This window comes from Algoriphagus winogradskyi (assembly GCF_900182815.1).
GTDB classification, from domain to species: domain Bacteria; phylum Bacteroidota; class Bacteroidia; order Cytophagales; family Cyclobacteriaceae; genus Algoriphagus; species Algoriphagus winogradskyi.
The window spans coordinates 80,798-99,346 of sequence record NZ_FXUA01000003.1; the positions used below are offsets into that span (position 1 = coordinate 80,798).

Annotated in this window: 9 protein-coding genes; all 9 read right to left on the reverse strand. The window is 40.0% G+C overall.

The annotated features are described in order from the left end of the window. Positions 1 to 5: 5 nt before the first annotated feature. A complete protein-coding gene (locus tag QOL76_RS08920) occupies positions 6 to 7,841 on the reverse strand; it encodes a PKD domain-containing protein (RefSeq protein ID WP_283412609.1) in 7,836 nt (2,611 codons plus the stop codon). Between the two features lie 88 nt (positions 7,842 to 7,929). Continuing rightward, positions 7,930 to 9,234 carry a nucleotide sugar dehydrogenase gene (locus QOL76_RS08925; RefSeq protein ID WP_283412610.1) on the reverse strand — a complete coding sequence of 435 codons (1,305 nt, stop codon included), beginning with the start codon at positions 9,232 to 9,234 and terminating at the stop codon, positions 7,930 to 7,932. A 265-nt stretch (positions 9,235 to 9,499) separates the two neighbouring features. Further along, positions 9,500 to 11,179, reverse strand: a complete 1,680-nt coding sequence (locus QOL76_RS08930) for a capsule assembly Wzi family protein (protein WP_283412611.1) — start codon at positions 11,177 to 11,179, stop codon at positions 9,500 to 9,502. Next, positions 11,179 to 12,267, reverse strand: a complete 1,089-nt coding sequence (locus QOL76_RS08935) for a DUF1972 domain-containing protein (RefSeq protein WP_283412612.1) — start codon at positions 12,265 to 12,267, stop codon at positions 11,179 to 11,181. Before QOL76_RS08935 ends, QOL76_RS08930 begins: the two co-directional genes overlap by 1 nt. Then, positions 12,260 to 13,855 carry a glycoside hydrolase domain-containing protein gene (locus tag QOL76_RS08940; RefSeq protein ID WP_283412613.1) on the reverse strand — a complete coding sequence of 532 codons (1,596 nt, stop codon included), beginning with the start codon at positions 13,853 to 13,855 and terminating at the stop codon, positions 12,260 to 12,262. The genes QOL76_RS08935 and QOL76_RS08940 overlap by 8 nt, the downstream gene beginning before the upstream one ends. Continuing rightward, entirely contained in the window at positions 13,852 to 14,919 is a 1,068-nt protein-coding gene (locus QOL76_RS08945; protein ID WP_283412614.1) for a glycosyltransferase family 4 protein, read from the reverse strand. The genes QOL76_RS08940 and QOL76_RS08945 overlap by 4 nt, the downstream gene beginning before the upstream one ends. Next, positions 14,885 to 15,937, reverse strand: coding sequence for a hypothetical protein (locus QOL76_RS08950; protein ID WP_283412615.1), 1,053 nt, complete (start codon positions 15,935 to 15,937; stop codon positions 14,885 to 14,887). Before QOL76_RS08950 ends, QOL76_RS08945 begins: the two co-directional genes overlap by 35 nt. A 97-nt stretch (positions 15,938 to 16,034) precedes the next feature. Continuing rightward, positions 16,035 to 17,318, reverse strand: a complete 1,284-nt coding sequence (locus QOL76_RS08955; RefSeq protein WP_283412616.1) for a glycosyltransferase — start codon at positions 17,316 to 17,318, stop codon at positions 16,035 to 16,037. Continuing rightward, positions 17,315 to 18,544, reverse strand: a complete 1,230-nt coding sequence (locus QOL76_RS08960) for a glycosyltransferase (protein WP_283412617.1) — start codon at positions 18,542 to 18,544, stop codon at positions 17,315 to 17,317. Before QOL76_RS08960 ends, QOL76_RS08955 begins: the two co-directional genes overlap by 4 nt. Positions 18,545 to 18,549: the final 5 nt, after the last annotated feature.

The window sequence follows — 18,549 nt, forward strand, 5'->3', positions numbered from 1 at the left end:
CAATATTATCTAATTAAAATAAAAACACCAGAAGTTTCTCCTTCAAAACCTCCTCTACTTCTATAATTTCCTTTGTAAACGTAATTCCCATTCATGGCTGGCTTACCACGGAAGGTGCCATCCCAGCCTTTATCTTCCAAAGTATTGGATTCATATATGAGTTCTCCCCATGTAGTGAACACATACACTTTCAACTCTGCAAGACCTCTATGCTTAGGGAAGAAAAAATTATTTTTGCCGTCAGTACGGTCTGGAGTGAATGCATTAGGGAATTTGATATCAAAGCTATCAATAATTTCAAGTTCCATTAATTCAGAGCTTTCACATCCAAGATCATTCCAAGTTTTGAGTATGACTACAAAAGTACCAATTTCGTTATATGTATGAGACGGCGAAGCTTCAGTGGAAGTATTTCCGTCACCGAAGTCCCACTCCCATCGAACCGGATTACCTTGGGAAAGATCTTTAAACATTACTTCATCCCCAATACCAACCTCGGCATTAGTGACTGGCTGACCAGGCACTACTTCGATATCATATTCAAAAGAAGCTACAAGTTCTTCTTCGGCAATTCTAACCAAAATCCTCTCTGTTGCAGTGTAGCAATCGGAATTTTTCTCCTTCATTCTAACCTTATATATGCCTGTTTCGGAAACGTTAGAAATCTCATCCACCTTCATTTTATTACCATCATTATCCAGAACCTCATAATCATAGGTATCTGGGTCATATCCATCAATGTAAAGTGATAGATCAACTGTTTGAGTTGGGTCGCAAACTAACGAAGGGTTGCTTGTTCTTAAGGTAGGAATGGATTTGACTGTGACTACAGCTTCTGAAAGATCCCTGCTGCAGGCAGCATTAAGATCCAATTCGGCAAAGTAGCTATACGGTGAATTAGCTAAATTCAATCCTTCAATAGTGAGTACCCCCTTAGCTGTAAGGTTATAGGAGATATTTCCTTCAGTACTATTTCCAAGAGGAATTTCATCCAGTCCATCGCTGTCTTTGAACCATGAGAACGTAAGACCACTACCCTGACCGCCCTGTACCCGAGGTGTAAGTATTGCTATATCACCTTCACAGATGGTTTGATCATCTGTTACTACTTTCAGCGGCTCATTTGTGATGGAAAGACCATCTTCCTCCACCGAGCATTGGTTGGCATCTGTGAGTGTTATATTGTAGGAACCTAGTGGTAGATTATCGATTGTAAAATCATTACCAGTCCAAACAATAGCTGAGGATGCAATCGGGCCATCAGATCCTACTACAGTTAAGTTGTAAGGGGCAGTTCCTCCAGTAGCTGTTCCAAACAACCTACCGTTTGGACTTAGGCAAGTAGCTCCAATGGCAGTCAACCCTTCTATTTCCAATGGTGCAGCAGGGCCAAGTATTGTAAAATTGCCTACCTCCACAATACAGCCGCTCGTATTTTGCGCCCTCAACGAATAGGTGCCTACCGCAAGCCCCTCAATTATAGAATTAGGATAGGAAGTAAACGGACCTCCGTTCAAGCTGAATTCTAGCGTCTGATTGTTCGGAATATCCAACTCCAAACTTCCTCCATCTCCATAGCATAACTCAGGAATAGGATTCACCTGAACTTTAGGATTACCAAACACTTCTATAGAAACTTCTTTTTCATCGCCTGCGCATATTCCTTCACCTGATACAGTCACCCAAAGTTTGAATGGAGCATTATTGACTGTTACTCCCTCTAGAATCAAATTCCCTTTACTATCCAAGTTGTAAGTTATTCCATTTATTACCTGGCCATCTGCGATCTGGTTGGCAGCGCTGACTGAGCTTGTGTACCAATTAAATATTGCGTTCGTATTAGCAGGATTTACCGTAGGAGTAATGGAAATAGGGTTACCATCGCAGCTAGAATAAACTGGATCTACTATAACCTCGGACGGGCCATTATCTACAGTAACTGGCGAGGACAAGGTATAAAGACAACCTTCTGCATCGGTAATACCAAAGGTATAAGTGCCTTGACCTAATTGATCAAAGGTATAGGTCAGGTCAGATGTAGTTTGTGTAAGTTCGGTACCATCAGAAGAGGTAAGAGAAATGTTATATGGAGCAGTTCCGCCTTCCCATTCAAAGCTCAGGTATCCATCTTTCAATCCACAGGCAGCATTTTTGGAATCCACTAGAGAAGCCTTAATTTCCAAAGCAGGCTCGATGCTAACTGAAAATATCTGAGAACAAACAGCTCCTTGGGCATCGATATCGTAATCTCCAGGAGCAAAAGTGGCCGCTGCTAATTCTGTAGCAGTATAGGATGTGCTTCCGATTTGGAATAACATACCAGGCTCTACATCTCCGGAAACTATGATTTTACCATCTGCAGCTTGAAAACAGCTTTCTTTTTCTCCTGTAAAAGTGAGTTTAGGGAATTCAGATACTTTGAATGTAACCGGTATTTCTACTCCTGTACATTCCACAAATAAATAGTAGGTGTATGTTCCAGCTGGGAGGCCATCAATTTCAAGAGTTGAGTTCACAAAGTTAATTGGATCAACTATAATGGTATAGTTGATAGACGGATTATCCGGGTCTGGACCATCTTTGATTAAACCACCTTGATTTGGATTTTTATACCAAGCAATATTGGTTCTCGCTGAAGGGGCATTAGGATCCCCTGGCATGTGTACCGCTTCAAGGCTCACTAGCTCTCCAAAGCATACCTGAGCGGGTGGAGTGATGGTATACACTGGATCCGGAGCTATTTTTATTTCAAATTCAAAGATTTCTGAGCAGCCTTCAGCATCAGTTACGGTAAGGAAGTAAGTTCCCGCAGCGAGGTTTTCCACTTTAGAAATAGTACCGGAAACTGGCGCTCCTGTAGGAGTATCTTTGGTCCATTGATGGGTGTAATTACCCCATCCTCCAGAAATAATAACGTCAAAAATCTCCCCATTATCCTGTCCACAACTGGCCGCAAAGGTATTGTAATTATCCAATGCAATAGGCCCTGCAGGTGTATCTATAACAAAATCTTCAGTAAACAAGCAACCGGCTGCTTGATTAGAATCACGCATGGTAAGAGTGTAATCACCAGCCGGAAGATTCTCAAACAAAGGCTCTGACTGCCAGTTATTCCCATCTATACTAAACTCAAAAGTTTCGCTTCCTCCACTATAATTCTCCACTTGAAGAGTACCATTAGCATCTCCAAAACAGATAACAGGAGTTGGGGCCAAGGTCGCTGCAAGCGGAGCCAATACCTCCACGCTAGCCTCAGAGTCTACGGAACAGATATCTACCCCACCTAATCTAGCATAATATGAATAGTTGCCCGTGGTAAGTCCAGCCACGGAAAGGCTAAAGTCTGGGAGTATTGTATAGCTTGTAGCTCCATCTTGATCTCCTGAAAGAATTTCTTGGCTGTAATTAGAATCCTTGAACCATCGTAAAGTATAAGCGGCCCCAGGAGGTGCTATAATGTCGGGAATCAGTACAGCTGATACACCGGCACAAATCTCTTGTGTTGTCGGAGTAACTTCTATTTCTATTCCATCATTGTTGGTCAAAGTGATTAATGGAAGCTGCTTCTCACATGCATTGCTGTCTACTGCCTTGATATCATATTGCCCAGGCTCCAACTTGGATACGGTTATTACCGTGCCTGCCTCAGATATATTAAAATCAGCCAGTGGAAGATTGTTAATTGTAATGGCATAGGAAGGAGTACCTCCTTGGAGGTCAAATGAAATAACCCCATTAGCTGCTCCACAGGTAGGGTCTTCCTGAGAAATTAAGGTAATAACTAGCTCGGGGGTAGGTTCAATTGTTTTAGTGATTTGCTGCAGGCATCCTGTAAGCTCATTTTTCACTTCAATGATATAATCTCCGGCTGGTAGACCTGTAAAGGAATTTGAGGATGGATCAAATGAGGCGGAATTCCCTTGAATCGAATAAGAGTAATCAGGCGATCCACCAGAAACCAGTGAAAGACTTCCGCTCGCATCTCCAAAACATAATGGAGAAACAGGTTCAAATTCCGTCGCTGGTATTGGATTAACAGTTAAGGTGACAGGAATAGGATCCAGCTGACAATTATTAAGGATGTCAGGCTTTAGATAAAACGTGTAGGTAGCGGCAGAAGCAATATTACTTACATCAAGTTGTCCATTGCCTGAGTTGACATTAAAAGTAATCCCAAGTGTGGAATCATCACCAGTTAGAATTTCATCAGTTGCTCCTGCGTCTTTAAACCAGCGGAAAACCGGAACTGCGTTTGGAGTACCAGGGTTTACTTGAGTTGGAATAATTGAGGTTGATTCATTTATACAGATTTCATCATCTTCCAGTGTGTATTCAGGTAAAATCTGAGCTATTAAGTCAGGACTCTGCTCAACTGGACAGCCATTTTTATCCTGGACTTGTATAGTATAAGTACCTTCCGGAAGATTCTCTATAAGAAATGAATTTGGAGTTGATTCAGTAGGGTTAAATGTACTTAGAGCAGTCCCATTGATAGTAATGGTGTAGCCACCAGCTGCAAGAGGGGTTCCTCCAGAAACTTCAAATGCCAACTGCCCATTATCAATACCACAAGAAGGATCTACTTCTTGAGTCACATTTAAGATGAGTTGCTCCGGGTCTACCAGTTGCACCTCAATGGTATTTTCGCATTGAGTGGCAGTATTTCTTACTCTGATCGTATAATCACCCTCAGTAATTCCAGTATTAAATAGAGGACTGGACTGATACCCTGTCAATCCGTCGATCATGTACTCAAAATCTGAAGGGCTTCCGTTAGTTACATTTACTTCTATCAGGCCATCACTACCTCCAAAACAGGAAGCTGACTGAGCTCTGACAATTTCTATAATCGGAAGTGGATTTACAGTAATTGTGGCTGGCAAAATCGGCAAATCACACACTACTGGGCTGGATACACTTACAGGATCAATTGAAGGTTTGAAATAAACCTCAAATGTTTGCAAGACATCAGAATCCGGGAAATTTGAGGCAGTTAAAGTACCATTTGCAGGGTCAACTGTGAAGGTGATTCCCCAAGGATTAGGATTTGCCCCACCGATTTCTTGGGTAGCAGTTGGGTCTGAATACCATTTGTATTGGGTAGGAAGACTTGGAGTTCCAGCGACAAGAGTATTAACCCCAAGAGAAGCAGTCTGTCCAAGACATACCGTGGCATTGAAAACCTCAAAGACCGGCAAAATTTGAGGAGATATCGTTTGATCAGAACTTATCTCACATCCTTGTGCATCTTTTAGAGTAAGTGTGAGTGTATATGGAGAAGCCGAAGAAACCAAGTTGGTGACTTCAAAAACATCATCTCCGACTTTAGTTACTGCTGGTGGAGTAGCCTCAGGATAGCCCGTGATAGAAACAAATTCATAGGACCCATTGCCGCCTTCGACCATCCATGAAATAGATCCATTATCCAGTTCACAACTAGGATCTGAATATGCAGTTACATTTAATTCTAAGGTATTGTCAGGGCCTAGAATTTCAAAATCATAGCTCTGCTCACAATCAGGATTATGTGAGGTACCAACGACAGTATAGTTACCTTTGGACAAGCCTTCAAAAAGTCCGGTAGACTGAACTGGTCTTAGCTCATTCCCACTTTCATCTAAGAGCGTGTATTCATTCAAGACCTCGTTTCCTCTTCTGAAGACAATTTCAATACTTCCCATATTTCCCAAGCACCAATCATTCTGCACTATAGGTGGATCATTTGTGACAGCGGGATGCACGGTGACGGTAGCTGCAATTTCCAAATCTCCCAAAATGGAGCAAAAATTTTGATTTCCGGAACGGTTCTCCTCCAGCTCTACATAATAATTATAGGTGAAAGGATTTCCTGCCTGGGAGAGTAAGCCCTCAATTATCAAATTTCCAGAGGCACTAATTTCATAGATAAAACCATCTGCAGCAGGAGTGCCTGGATTTGAAACTATTGGTTGAGTTTTTCCTGCATCCTTATACCATAAAAATTTCGGGGTGGCTCCATTAAGGTAAATAGGATCTACTTGAGGCACAATAGTTACTGTTTCCCCTTCGCAGACTACAAAAGTATCCTCATCCACCGTGACCGGGGTACCTAGCTCATCTTCTATTATCGGAACTGCTAACCTGTCCTCACAATAACCACCTGATCCATCTTCGAGGGGATTTCTGATGACAAGTACATATTCACCTAGGTTAATGCCATCCAGTTCAAAGGTAACTGCATCCCCGTCACTTACTACATTACCAATAACGACACCCTCTCCCAGGTTAGTCTCAACACCAGCAGTATTTGTGTATAACCAGAAATGCTCAAATCCTGGGACTAAATTCCCAACTTCCGCTGTAATTTTTCCATCATTTTGACCATCACAAGTCGGAAGTTCAATGACAGGATCAGAAAGGAATTCAGGAATTGGGTTAATGATTACGACTAATTCTTTTGGCTTAGAAGTTAAGCCGTAGCTATCAGTCACCGTGTAATAAATTTTAGACCTTCCGGTAGCACCTGCGTTTGGGGTAAAAACTACCTGAACCCTATCACGCAAATCATCAAAATTGCCGTCGTTTAAGTCTTCAATTGTAGCTTCGAAAGTCCCTAAGCTTGTTGGAATCGGATCCAAATCACTGATACAGGACTCGCAAATCGGGGTTAGACCACATTGGGTATGATCAATGTCTGATGAAAAAGTATTCCAAGGTGCTGATGGGTTATTTAGGTCCAAACCATCCTCATAGAGCTGAATACATTTAATGTAAGCCTTATCAGAACTTTTAAGATCTACATCTATAAATATTTCAAGCTCTTCATCGACACATGTTCTATAAAACTCATCGGAGGCAACTGGTCTTTGAGCTTCCTCAACTTTAGATACATCGACTGCCAGATTTCGAATTTCATGGAAGTTTTTGTTTTCACCTGTAGCTGCAGAAAAACCTAATTTAATGTTTTCAGGTGCGTCAAAATTATAGTGGGTTGGGCCAATAACCCGATATACCGTACCTCCTACCCTGATATCTACTGTCAAATCATAGCCTACATCAGGACGTGGAGAGAGATTGACATATACCTTTCTATATTCAGGGTCTGCGCAGGTAAGTCCAGGAAAAGGTCCTGTATCAATAGGAAATTGGTCAGCAACAGGCCTTGGCGCTATATTAACTTCTTCGTAATCGAAGACCTTGTAGTCATCAATTTCCGGACCTCTAATTCCGACAGTATGAGGATATCTCATAAACCCAGGGAGTTTTGGGTTTGGTCCTAATCCATTTGGTTTATTTGGAGGCGTAGACTCCAAGCTGATAAAATTACCCCATTCATCTAGTGCAACGCCTATGTAAGCTCCAGATAATCCGGGGTGAGTCACAGCTCCTTCGATTCGTGGAGCATAACCTAATGATCCTCCAAACCCTCCAATGTTAAAAGGTAGGGACGGTGGTAAATCGCCATATGCCCCATCAAACATAAAGAACACAATCCCGTCAGCACCATCACCACCATAACTTAAGTATTCAAAAGAAACCTGAATACCATATTCTGGAGAGAAGGGCAAATCAAGGTATACATAGCCATCCTGATATTGGTTATTTCCCGTAAGCCTAATAGACTGTCCAGTAAGTGCGGTAGCTAAATTACCAGGACCGCTACCATTACCAAAAAGTGTAACATCTGGTCTTTTAATATCATTTATAGTCCCGATAAACGGTTCACAGTAAGGATAACCCTCTCTAGAAATAGATACCTGACCCTTCACTGAGCTTGGTAAAATCAGGAAAAGAATACTACTTATCCAGAGGAAGGTGGAAATAATACTGAACGATATATACCTGCTAACTAATTGGTTCATTAATAGCCCATTGTGGTGTCTTGGCTTTCAAATATAAGCATATACAGGATAAGGGGATTGCAAAATTAATTTAAGCTATAAAATGGAATTATAGTCGTGCATCTATAAGTTTTTTGTCCAAAATGCCTTTTACATCAAAGACCACCTGACTGTCTGATTTCTGAATCTCCAGACTAGCAAATTCTTTGTGGGCGACAGCGAGAATAATCGCCGAATACTCAGTCAGATTAGGCACGTTTGTACCCGACAGAATATCGATGCCATATTCATGCCTAACTTCAATAGGGTTTGCCCAAGGATCATACACATCGACATTTATGTCGTAAGTTTTGAGTTCTTGGTAAATATCGATCACGCGTGTATTACGCACATCAGGACAGTCCTCTTTAAAGGTAAAACCCAGAATCAAAACATGAGCATCAATCACTTTGAGATCTTTTCGCATCATCAATTTGATCACTTCCGTAGCGACATGCTTTCCCATGCTGTCATTTAGGCGTCGACCAGCCAAGATGATTTCAGGGTGATATCCCATTTCCTGAGCCTTCTGGGCCAAGTAAAATGGATCCACTCCTATACAGTGCCCTCCTACCAAGCCTGGTTTAAATTTCAAGAAATTCCATTTTGTACCAGCGGCTTCAAGGACCTCGTTGGTATCTATACCTAATAGATTGAAAATCTTTGAAAGTTCATTTACAAAAGCGATGTTGATATCTCTTTGAGAGTTTTCAATCACTTTCGCCGCTTCTGCTACTTTAATAGAAGAGGCTTTGTAGGTACCGGCAGTTATAACTGTGCGATACAACTGATCTACAAATTCAGCAATTTCGGGGGTAGATCCTGAGGTTACTTTCAGAATCTTTGCAACCGTATGCTCCTTGTCTCCGGGGTTAATTCGCTCAGGAGAATATCCTGCAAAAAAGTCTTCATTGAATTTCAATCCTGATATTTGCTCGAGTAAAGGCACACATTCATCTTCGGTAACTCCCGGATAAACGGTTGATTCGTAGATCACTACATCGCCTTTTTTTAAGTATTGTGCAATATTCTCCGATGCTTTAAGCATTGGCGTGAGTACAGGTCGATTATGCTTATCGGTAGGAGTAGGTACAGTTACTATATAAACTGTACAATCTGCTAAATCTGCAGATTGAGCGGTGGGAAGTAATCCCTTCGGGTTTTTCTCAGAAAAGTTAGTTACTGTGACAGAACTCAGTAAATCGTCTTCTACTTCCAGTGTTTTATCTTTGCCGGCATTGAGCTCTCCTACTCGCTTTGAATCTATATCAAATCCAATTGTAGGATATTTTTTAGCGAACTCTACAGCCAATGGTAACCCCACATATCCTAAACCGATAATCCCGATTTTCACTTCATTCAACTCTTTACTCATAGTTTCTTAATATTCTATATAACTGAGTTTTATAACTGATTAATCACTTATAAACTCAAGATTTGTCATGACCTCTATTCTATGCACGCTCTTCGCAAATGGAATATATGCTTCTGAAGGATAACTCTGTGCTGCCCTACTGGAAAAACGTTTCAGTAGGGTTCCTAAACTTGTATTTCGCTTGTAATGAGTACCAAAGTTACTCACTCCAATTTGACAGCAAAACTAACAGAATTTGATTGATTATAAATTTTGCTTAAGTAATCTACCTGTGTAGCTGATAGATTAGATTTAAAGTGCCGGAAAATGTCCAAAGTTTCTGACCAGAAGGATAATTTCTAGTTGTATTAGGCGCATTCTGCCATTGGTAATTTAGGCCTTGGTTGACTTGAACCTTGCTGCTTAGAATAAACCTATCCCACTGATGATCTACTAAAACTCCCATACTGAAATCTATCCAGGGATACTTATCGGGGTTGTCTGCAAAGACTCTATTGAAAAAATCCTGATGATTCTCAATTCGCTGAAACAAAAGTCCGATTTTATTCAAATTTGAAATCTTTGAAATTTCCAAAATTTGGGCATTTCCTCCGACCCCAATTCCTATTCCCATGGACTGTCCTTCATTTGTAAATCCCCGCACTTGATAGTGTGTATGCCAGCTGGTATTTAGGGTATTGAGTTGGGGATATCTTACATACCTGTTTACCGATTCTGCCTGCTGGACTATCTCCCCTCTCACTTGAAAATACTGTCCTTTGGTAGAGGTTTTAAAAAGTTTAGAAAAACCTAACAGGTAGGCTCTAGCATGCTCGGGGTTTAATATAAATTCTCTCCAATTGTAGCTATGATCCTGTTTGCCATACTCAGCATAGGCTTCGAAATTACCTTTGGAATTATAATACCTCAAAAAGAAGGAGATCTGTTGATCTTGGCCTTTGGAGTCGTAAACTACCGTGTTATTATTGCTAAATAGCTTCACTTTTTGAAAAGGCTCCAAAACAGGCATCCTGCCTCTAAAGTCATTTGTCACATCTTCATTGTATTGCTGAAAAGTTCTATTAAATCCAGCGAAGAAATTCGGCAAAAACACAGGTTGGTATGTAATGGAAACCCCACTTACATAGCGCCAATCCCCTCGAAAAGGCGTGGCAAATACATCATTGAGACCCTGATTTTGAGATGGCAATATTCCCGAATCATTTGCCCGTGCCATAATTATTTCAGCCTCCAGTTTGCCTATAAATATATTGGCTGGGCGACTTGTTCTTAGAAAGAGATGCTCCATCCCTCTCGCATTGTTGCTAAAAATAAGTGCATTAAACTGACCTGGGCCCCACCAAATATTCTCAGTGGAAGCACCTACAGCTATAGGCCCCGCATTTAAACTAACATACGATTGTCCCCACCAGGCAAAGGAGTTATAATCTTCGGAAAAGCGCTCAGGATGATCTCCGAAATTCCAGTATCTGAATCGTGCAAATAGAATATTATCTGAAAAATTCTCTCCAAAACCTTGATAAGCCTTATTTTGACTAGCGACAAATTCTGGTCTGAATTGAAATTTCAAAAAGAATAATTTCCCATAAATGCCTGGCGAAAGTAGCGTCTGGGCACCAGCGCTATTCATCATGCTAAAATTCCCCCATCCAAATGGCCTATTGGAATTATACACGGAAGTGCTCAGTACAGGCAAGAGTTCCAAATGGACCTTTTTTTCAACAAATGGGACGGAGTCCTGAGTATAGAAACGATTTTGATTAAGACTCACAATAGGCCTTAATCCCAAGGAAAAGTCTTTTAACTCTTCTACACCTAATAGTTGCTGCCTTCTCAGACTTTCCTCCAACACTGGAAATCCAGCTGGAATAGTTTGAGAAAAGGAGTTTGTGGAACACAACAGGACCACTAAACCACTTAGAATCCAGAAATAGTATTTCAACATCAAAGTGATTCCAACATGTTGACGTACTTCTTATTTATAGCCTTCCAAGAATAGTTTTTACGGGCTAGTTTATACATATCCTTGGAAATCAAATCTCTATCAAAGGTATCCAAGCACTTTAACAATTCTAGAAGCTCTTCAGCATCAGCGAAATAAATACCTCTATTAAAAGTAGTTTCTCTATTGTAATTTACACCGAAGGCAATAATAGGCAGGGCTAGATACATGGCTTCCACTAAGGAAGGATTGGTGCCTCCTGCACTATGCCCATGCAAGTAATAGTGGCAATTGGACCTAAGTACATTGAGCTCTGCACTGGTATAGATTGGGTTATATAGAATTACATTTTTCTTAGTCGAATATTCCTCATATAGTCTCATTCCGTACTCACTGGAATTCCAATTACCAACGATTACATAAGGAATGGAAAGATCGTTTTCAGAAAAAACTTTTAGCTGCAGTTCAATATTATTTTCCGGCTCTATTCTGCAGACCGTAAAAATATAGGGCTCATTTATAAACGAGTATTTCTTTTGGTACAAGGATGTTTCTACGGGAGTCACATGGTTGGCCCCGTAGGCGATTAAATGTGATTCCTTTCCATATTCCTCGAGCACATAATCGTAGATATGCTTGTTGTCAGAAATGATCGCGTCGGAATACCTCACCGCCAATGATTCAGAGAATTTCAAAAACCTTTTGGCCAAAGCTCCCCACTTGTCTCTCTTCCATTCCAGTCCATCTATATGTGTAATTATTTTGGCACTGGTAAAAGGCCTAATAAAAGGGATGGTAATAGCTCCTGAAACACCTAAAACCAGAATGTAATCAAAGCCTTTAATTGATTTCCAAAGGGATATTGAGTCATATATGACACTTTGAACCCCATTGGCCTTTAGGTCAAGGTACTCCAGTTTCGCACCTTTATATGTATCCATTTTCTCCGGATAGCTATTGCTCTGGCAGTAAATGGTAATATCATAGAATCTAGGAAGCAGGTCCAGAAGATATTCCACCAAAGTCTCAAATCCGCCGTAGTTAGCCGGGACACCTACAATGCCTACGATGGCTAGCTTTTTCTTAATCATTCAAATAATTCTTCATGGTTTGCACCATATTAATCCTGTCCTTTTCGATGTTCAGTAAAAAGTAACGCGTATGAGAATTCAAGAGTTCTTTAGTTTTAGAGGAATTTGCCATGGCTTCTACTTTCTGAACTTCCTCCAAGGCATCTTTAATAATCAAATATCTCAAAGAAACCTGACCTTCTGGATAGACAAAATGACTATCTCCGGATGGTAAATCTGAAAATATCGCCGATTTCATGATTTGTGGAGACCACAAGTTAAAAGCCCAGCGCAACATGCCATCATATCCTCTGGCTTTTGAAAGCATAATCAGGAAGTAAATATCGGTATAATTAGACGCCATTAGCATATTTGGCTGAACTTCATAGCAAGAAGTGTAATAGGTAGTCTTAAATCCCTTTGATTTCCTTGCCGCCAGCTTCGCAGGTTCAAGGACAATATTGCTAGCTAGAGAATAATCAAAAACTAACTCCGAAAGACCTGGGCTAAATCTACCAGAATATCCAAATTTATATGCGGGATCAATTGCTTTAACGTATTTAACCAAGAGAGCAGTGCTGTTAATATCCCTTTCATCTACCCAAAAAACGGTCTTATCCATCCAGTTTTTTGATTTAAGATAGGATGCGAAATCCACTAAAAATGGATTCCAAAAATCGTTGTAAGCGTCAGTTCCCGGTTCGGATTTAAAAGTTTTCACAGCACCCGATTCCTCGTCAAAATAAAAATAGGTAAGATTCCAGGGAAAAAGGTTGTGCACGGCAATCTCCTTAGATATTCCCTTCGAAAATGCCAGTTCTACGTATTTCTCAAAGGTGGAGTAATCATAGGTGTAGGTTCCATCTTTCTTTTTTCGGATCTGAATCATCATTTGCTCCAGAGGCTTGATCGAAGTATTGTAAAGATCGTAGAAAACTGAAGTGGTAACGACAGTTTGATTAAATCCATGGAGGTGATCAAACATTTCTGTAATCTTATTCCAGTGAGCGTCAGAATAAGGATCAAGCTTATAATAAGTAGAAATTGAAAGTGGGAATTGCCAAAAATCCATTTCGTAGTCTAGGGAGGAAAAATCCGATAACTTACGACCAATAACATTTATTAGTGCTTCTATTTTCAGCGTACTCCCATTTTGATCAAATGTAAGTTCCAGTGGATATTTACCTGGTTTTAGATTATCCGGAATTTCTATTTTAACCAGCCCATATGAAGTAGTGCTATCAGGCACAAAGGAGCTTCCTTTGATGAACTCTGCTCGATCAGGGAATCTTTTTTTCACGAAAGTCCCTTTCTTTTTGGTAGCGCCACAGTTACCTCCAGAGATATCTCCTTCTACTAAATGCAGCTGAACCAGCTCAGACTTGATTTTTTTTGAATCCGTTTTTATCTCAAAATTGAGCACTTTGGTGGAATCGCCATTAATCAAGAAAGGCAAGATAAGGGATTCATTTCTCCATGCCTTCACCTCAGTTTTGTTTGGAAGCATAGTTCCGAAATCCTCGAAAGAGGTGAAATGCCCACTTAGTTGTGCTTGTGCGCAATTTCCAAAAGCCAACCAGGCTACAAAAAATACCAGTATTTTTTTCACGGTCGAAATAGTTTTGAGATTTTTGATTCAAAAATCGTTCTTGAAAATCCTCTCCGTTCGATCGCTGCGCCTTCACTTAACTTCTTCCAATATGTAGGCTCAGCAACCATCTTATTTATTTCCGAAACAATTTCGGACAATTCATTATAATTGATCTGATATCCATTTACGCCATCTTTGACCAATTCTGTAATCCCTCCTACTCTTGGCACTATGGCAGGAAGGTCGTAGTGCATTCCTTCCAGAATAGTCATCCCAAAGGTCTCCACCCATTTATCGGGATGAGCAAGGTTCAAAATTAAAGAAGCATTTGCATAAAAAGAATGTACATCCCTATTTACTGGGAATATTTGAATATTCACAGGTAAGGATTCATTAGCTATAAACCGATCTACTTCGCGTTTGTCATCACTCAGTACCAATGTGAAATTCACAGCAGGCATTTGCTTGGAAAGTGTCACAAACTCAGATATACCTTTATATGGTCGCAAAGAAGCCAGCATCAATACTTCAAACGCCTTCGGGTTCTTCGTAGTATTTTTGGCTTTAGTTTCAAATTCCTTGGTGACGCAATTGTAAATGACTTGAACCTTTGCCCCTCTCAATTTAGGGTTGGTTTGTAAAAATCTGGAGACTACAATTACTTCAGAGGAAAATGTGCGAACCACCCAAAACAAAAAATTGCTTAGAAGTTTGGGGCTAATTTCATATTCATGTACATGGGTAATCACTCTTTTGCCCAACAATCTTCCCATTATAATAGCTCCAAAAGGCAGGATCGTATTGATGTAATAGATGCCATCAGCTCTCTTATTCTTTACCAAAAGTTTAATGGATAATAAGAATTGGCTGAAAAAGAAGGAGAAAAGCGTCAGGATTTTATGCTCAGATCTACGATAAAAGTTAGTCTCAGTCTCCAAATCAGATAAAAACCCTTCCGTATTACTGGTATATAACTTCACTTCAAATCCATCTTGTTTGGCAGTATTGATCACACTGGACAAGATCTGCGGACTACCTGTGAAATTATTAAGAAGGTGAAAGAATACGATCTTCTGTGGCACTGGTAGATTTTGAATTTAAAATGATAAGGAAAACAGTAATCATCAAATAAAGTGTGGTAGCATAAAATTCATGCGTAAACTGCTGTGCTATGATAAATATGTAGAAAAACATAGCTGCGTAGAACACTTTATTTCTGATGAAGAAGAGAACTGACATAAGTAGCACGGCTGCCAAATATGCCATATACCCAATGAATCCGTAGGTATAGAGAAGCATAGAAGTTCCATTTTCAATATAACCTGTGCGGTAAACAGTAGTTCTTGCAATGACATCGTCCACCATATTATTACCATGACCGATGAGGTATTCTTTCCAGCTAGAAAAGTCAAAAAAGGAAATCCTGAAAGCTTGGAGCAGGTCTGCTCGTGAATTCAGCGTATTTACGTTAAAGATTAATTTATTGATGAACTCAAAATAATAGATGTAAAATAAGGCAGCGAATACGACAGTCAGAATGAATATTTTCCTGTGCTTGAAGAATAGGATGAGGTAGAAAATCACGAATGTGTTCCTGTTGAACGTTAGCATTAGCCCAAGAATAGCTACCCAAAAGGCTAAGGAATCCAACTTACTGTCTTGCTTATTTTCCTTCTTCCAATAGTAAATCAAAAACCAGCTAATCAGCAGTGTTCCATACGATTGTACGGTAGTAGTCAATCCTTTGGCCGCATGGAGAAAGGGTAATCCCTTGTCATACATTGGATGTACATGGGAGTTCAAGCCAACCAAATAACTGCTAAACACATACAAAATACCTATGCAGATATGAAGAAATAATGCCCAATACAGGATATCCAAGAAACCTTCCTCTTCAGCAGCCAAGCCAGCAAAGAATAATCCGAGGACCGGAAAGAATATGATTAAGGAAGAATCTGGAAGGTTTAATAAATATGGAAGCAAAAAGTAAGAAGCTAACCCAACGATTGGAATAAGAAGGTTAGTAGAAATTGCCTTTCCCATAAAAATTTGATGGAATACCAGTAAGGCTAACACGCCCAGCATGGCAGCTTTGTCCAAGGGTAAACTGATCAGTTTAGAACAGGAAATTAAGAAAACGAATAGAATTAATCCCGCTTTCCCAATAGTTCGGGTGGATGAAATGGCTAACCCCTGGCTATTCACCTATCACCTCCTTGATTTGTTGTAGCTGATTAAATCTAGAATACTTTTGAATTTTTGACTTTGAGGATTCCTTTAATGCAAGAGCTCTTCCTGATGCATACAATTCCCGAATCAATTCAATTTGCTCCAAGCACTTTTCTGCTGAATTAGCAAAGAAACCTAACTCCACTTCAGTCAGCATTTGCTCCATGATGTCATGATCAGTTGAGCAAAGCAATACTGGTTTCCCCAGGGCCATGTATTCATACAATTTACTGCTTGGGATACCCTTCATGTTTCCATAGGCCATAGCCAAAAAAGCATGGGATTTCTGCAAAGCAATAATAGCTTCTTCCCTTGGCAATCTTGTAGTGACTTTGACGTAGCGTTTCAATTCCTCCGGCACCAAGCTTTCTATCCGTTTTCGTTCTTTTACATCATAGCCAGCCCCCAGGAAAATTAGCTGAAATGGTCTTCCTGCAGTATGTGCTAACTGCAAAGCAGCGATAATATTCGTTACATCCTGAGATGGATAGACAACCCCACTGTAGGTAATAGTAAATTCGTTTGCACATGGCTGAAGAGGAAGGCTTAACAATTCATCTTCAAATCCATTCTCAATAGTGAATCCTTTCTTACCGAGGAAATTTGCAATTCTTTCTGTATATAGTTGGCTTACAGAAATAATAGCAGATGCCGTTCCCACCCATTTCTTTTCATAGTTTGCTTCTACATTAGCTATCCATTTCCGCACCCCACCACCTACTTTTTGCATCTGCAATTCATTCGTACTCCAGTCGTCTCGGTAATCTGCATACCAATTGAGACCATAAGCTTTATTAAGTGAGTAACCTATTCTAAACAAGTAAAAAGGCTCACCCGAAATGATAGCAGAATGAAAAGTTTCTTCTTCAAGTCGTTTGCTTAGAAAAGGTAAGAAATTTGAAAAAGAGGTGAATTTCAAGGTGAAACGCGCTAAGAAGACATCTAAGAGTTTTACCAGCAAAAAGAGTGGACGAAATACAGATTCGCCAAAAGCTAAATACGCTTTGTCCAATATACCCGGCCGAAAAGGAAGGTAATAAACCTCATGCGTATCAAATACCTCATGCCTTACCCTATCTCCAAGTCTAACCTTTGTATCCTGATGTGAACGGGTTTCGGAAGTCCACTCTCTAGTAACGACGGTAGGATAATAGCCAAGCCGATGCATGTTGCGAGCCCAAAAAGTAATACGCTGAGAGGGTGTCAGCGTACAGGGTGAAAAATAATTGGAAATTAGAAGTACCTTCTTCAATCCAGCTTATTTGAAAGAGTGAATGAATTAGATAGTAAATGGTTAACAAGCTGCGTATGATTATGCTGTGCTGAATAATGCTGTACCCAAAATGACCTTATGTTATTTCTAAAGTGTTCATCTTTTGTAATCCCACTGAGTAAAAACTCATCAAGTTTGGCAGCTATCACTTTGGCTGATAATCCATCCTCTATCAATACACCTGTTTCAGGTTGTACTATCTCTGGAATTCCCCCGACTGCATTAGCAAAAACAGGAATTCCAAAGGAAACGGCCTCCATTATAGTGACAGGAATGCCTTCATAGGAGCTTAAGTTAATAAATACATCCACAGAATGTGAAGCATAAAAGTCATGCAATTCCTCATTTAGTACTTTCCCTTTCCAATTGGTTTTAAGGTCATTTCTAAGTACTGGGAGTCTATTTTTCAAGTTAGTTATCGCTTCACTAGTTCCTCCAAAATGAGACCAATGGATGGGAAGTTTAGAATGGTTCAGCACCTCAGCGATTAGGTCTACCCTTTTGAGGGGGATTAAACTGGAACAGGTAACCACATGAAAATGGGTAGGAAAATCTACTAGACTAGTATACCCGAAGTTATCCACCCCAAGCTTGAATAGCTTCATTTTGGAAGCATTAATAGGTGAAAGTGCTTTGGCATAGTTTAGCCCATGCTCAGAAATAAAAAGCAATGAAGAAGCAGCGTCATACACCGATTTCCTAAAAGCCACTTCCCCAGATTCCTGACGTTCATTGTATAAATCACCGCCATGGCTTTTTACAATTAGCTTTATTTCAGGATTCTCTTTTCTTAATTGAGAAGCTGCAAAGGCATTAGTATCCATCCAATAGGAATAAAGAACAAACTCATCAACCGAATTCAATTCCTTAGAAATAATTGATTTTAGAAGAAGTGAATAGGGAATATGGTAAGTGAAATACTTTAATAATTTCCAATTCCAATTGGAGTTTTTTAATTCTGATACTAGTAATGGAAGTGTTAAAAAAAGACTCCTGAAAAAAGCAAAAGCAACCTTCTTCACTGACTTAGGGTTTTTTACTATTCTAATAGCAACATTGTCTCCTGTAGGTCTGGGCTCTGTAAAATCCCTTACAGAGGTTGGGATAATAATTACTTGATCGAAGGCTTTTTGTAGGTAAGTCAGTTCCGTAGCCAGAAATTCTTCACCGGATTCAAAAGGGAATTTCTGTGTAAGTAAAATCAAGGTTT

Coding starts and splice junctions, on each gene's coding strand:
- QOL76_RS08930 (WP_283412611.1), bottom strand. CDS start 11,179: ATGTTGAAATACTATTTCTGGATTCTAAGTGGTTTAGTGGTCCTGTTG.
- QOL76_RS08920 (WP_283412609.1), bottom strand. CDS start 7,841: ATGAACCAATTAGTTAGCAGGTATATATCGTTCAGTATTATTTCCACC.
- QOL76_RS08925 (WP_283412610.1), bottom strand. CDS start 9,234: ATGAGTAAAGAGTTGAATGAAGTGAAAATCGGGATTATCGGTTTAGGA.
- QOL76_RS08935 (WP_283412612.1), bottom strand. CDS start 12,267: ATGATTAAGAAAAAGCTAGCCATCGTAGGCATTGTAGGTGTCCCGGCT.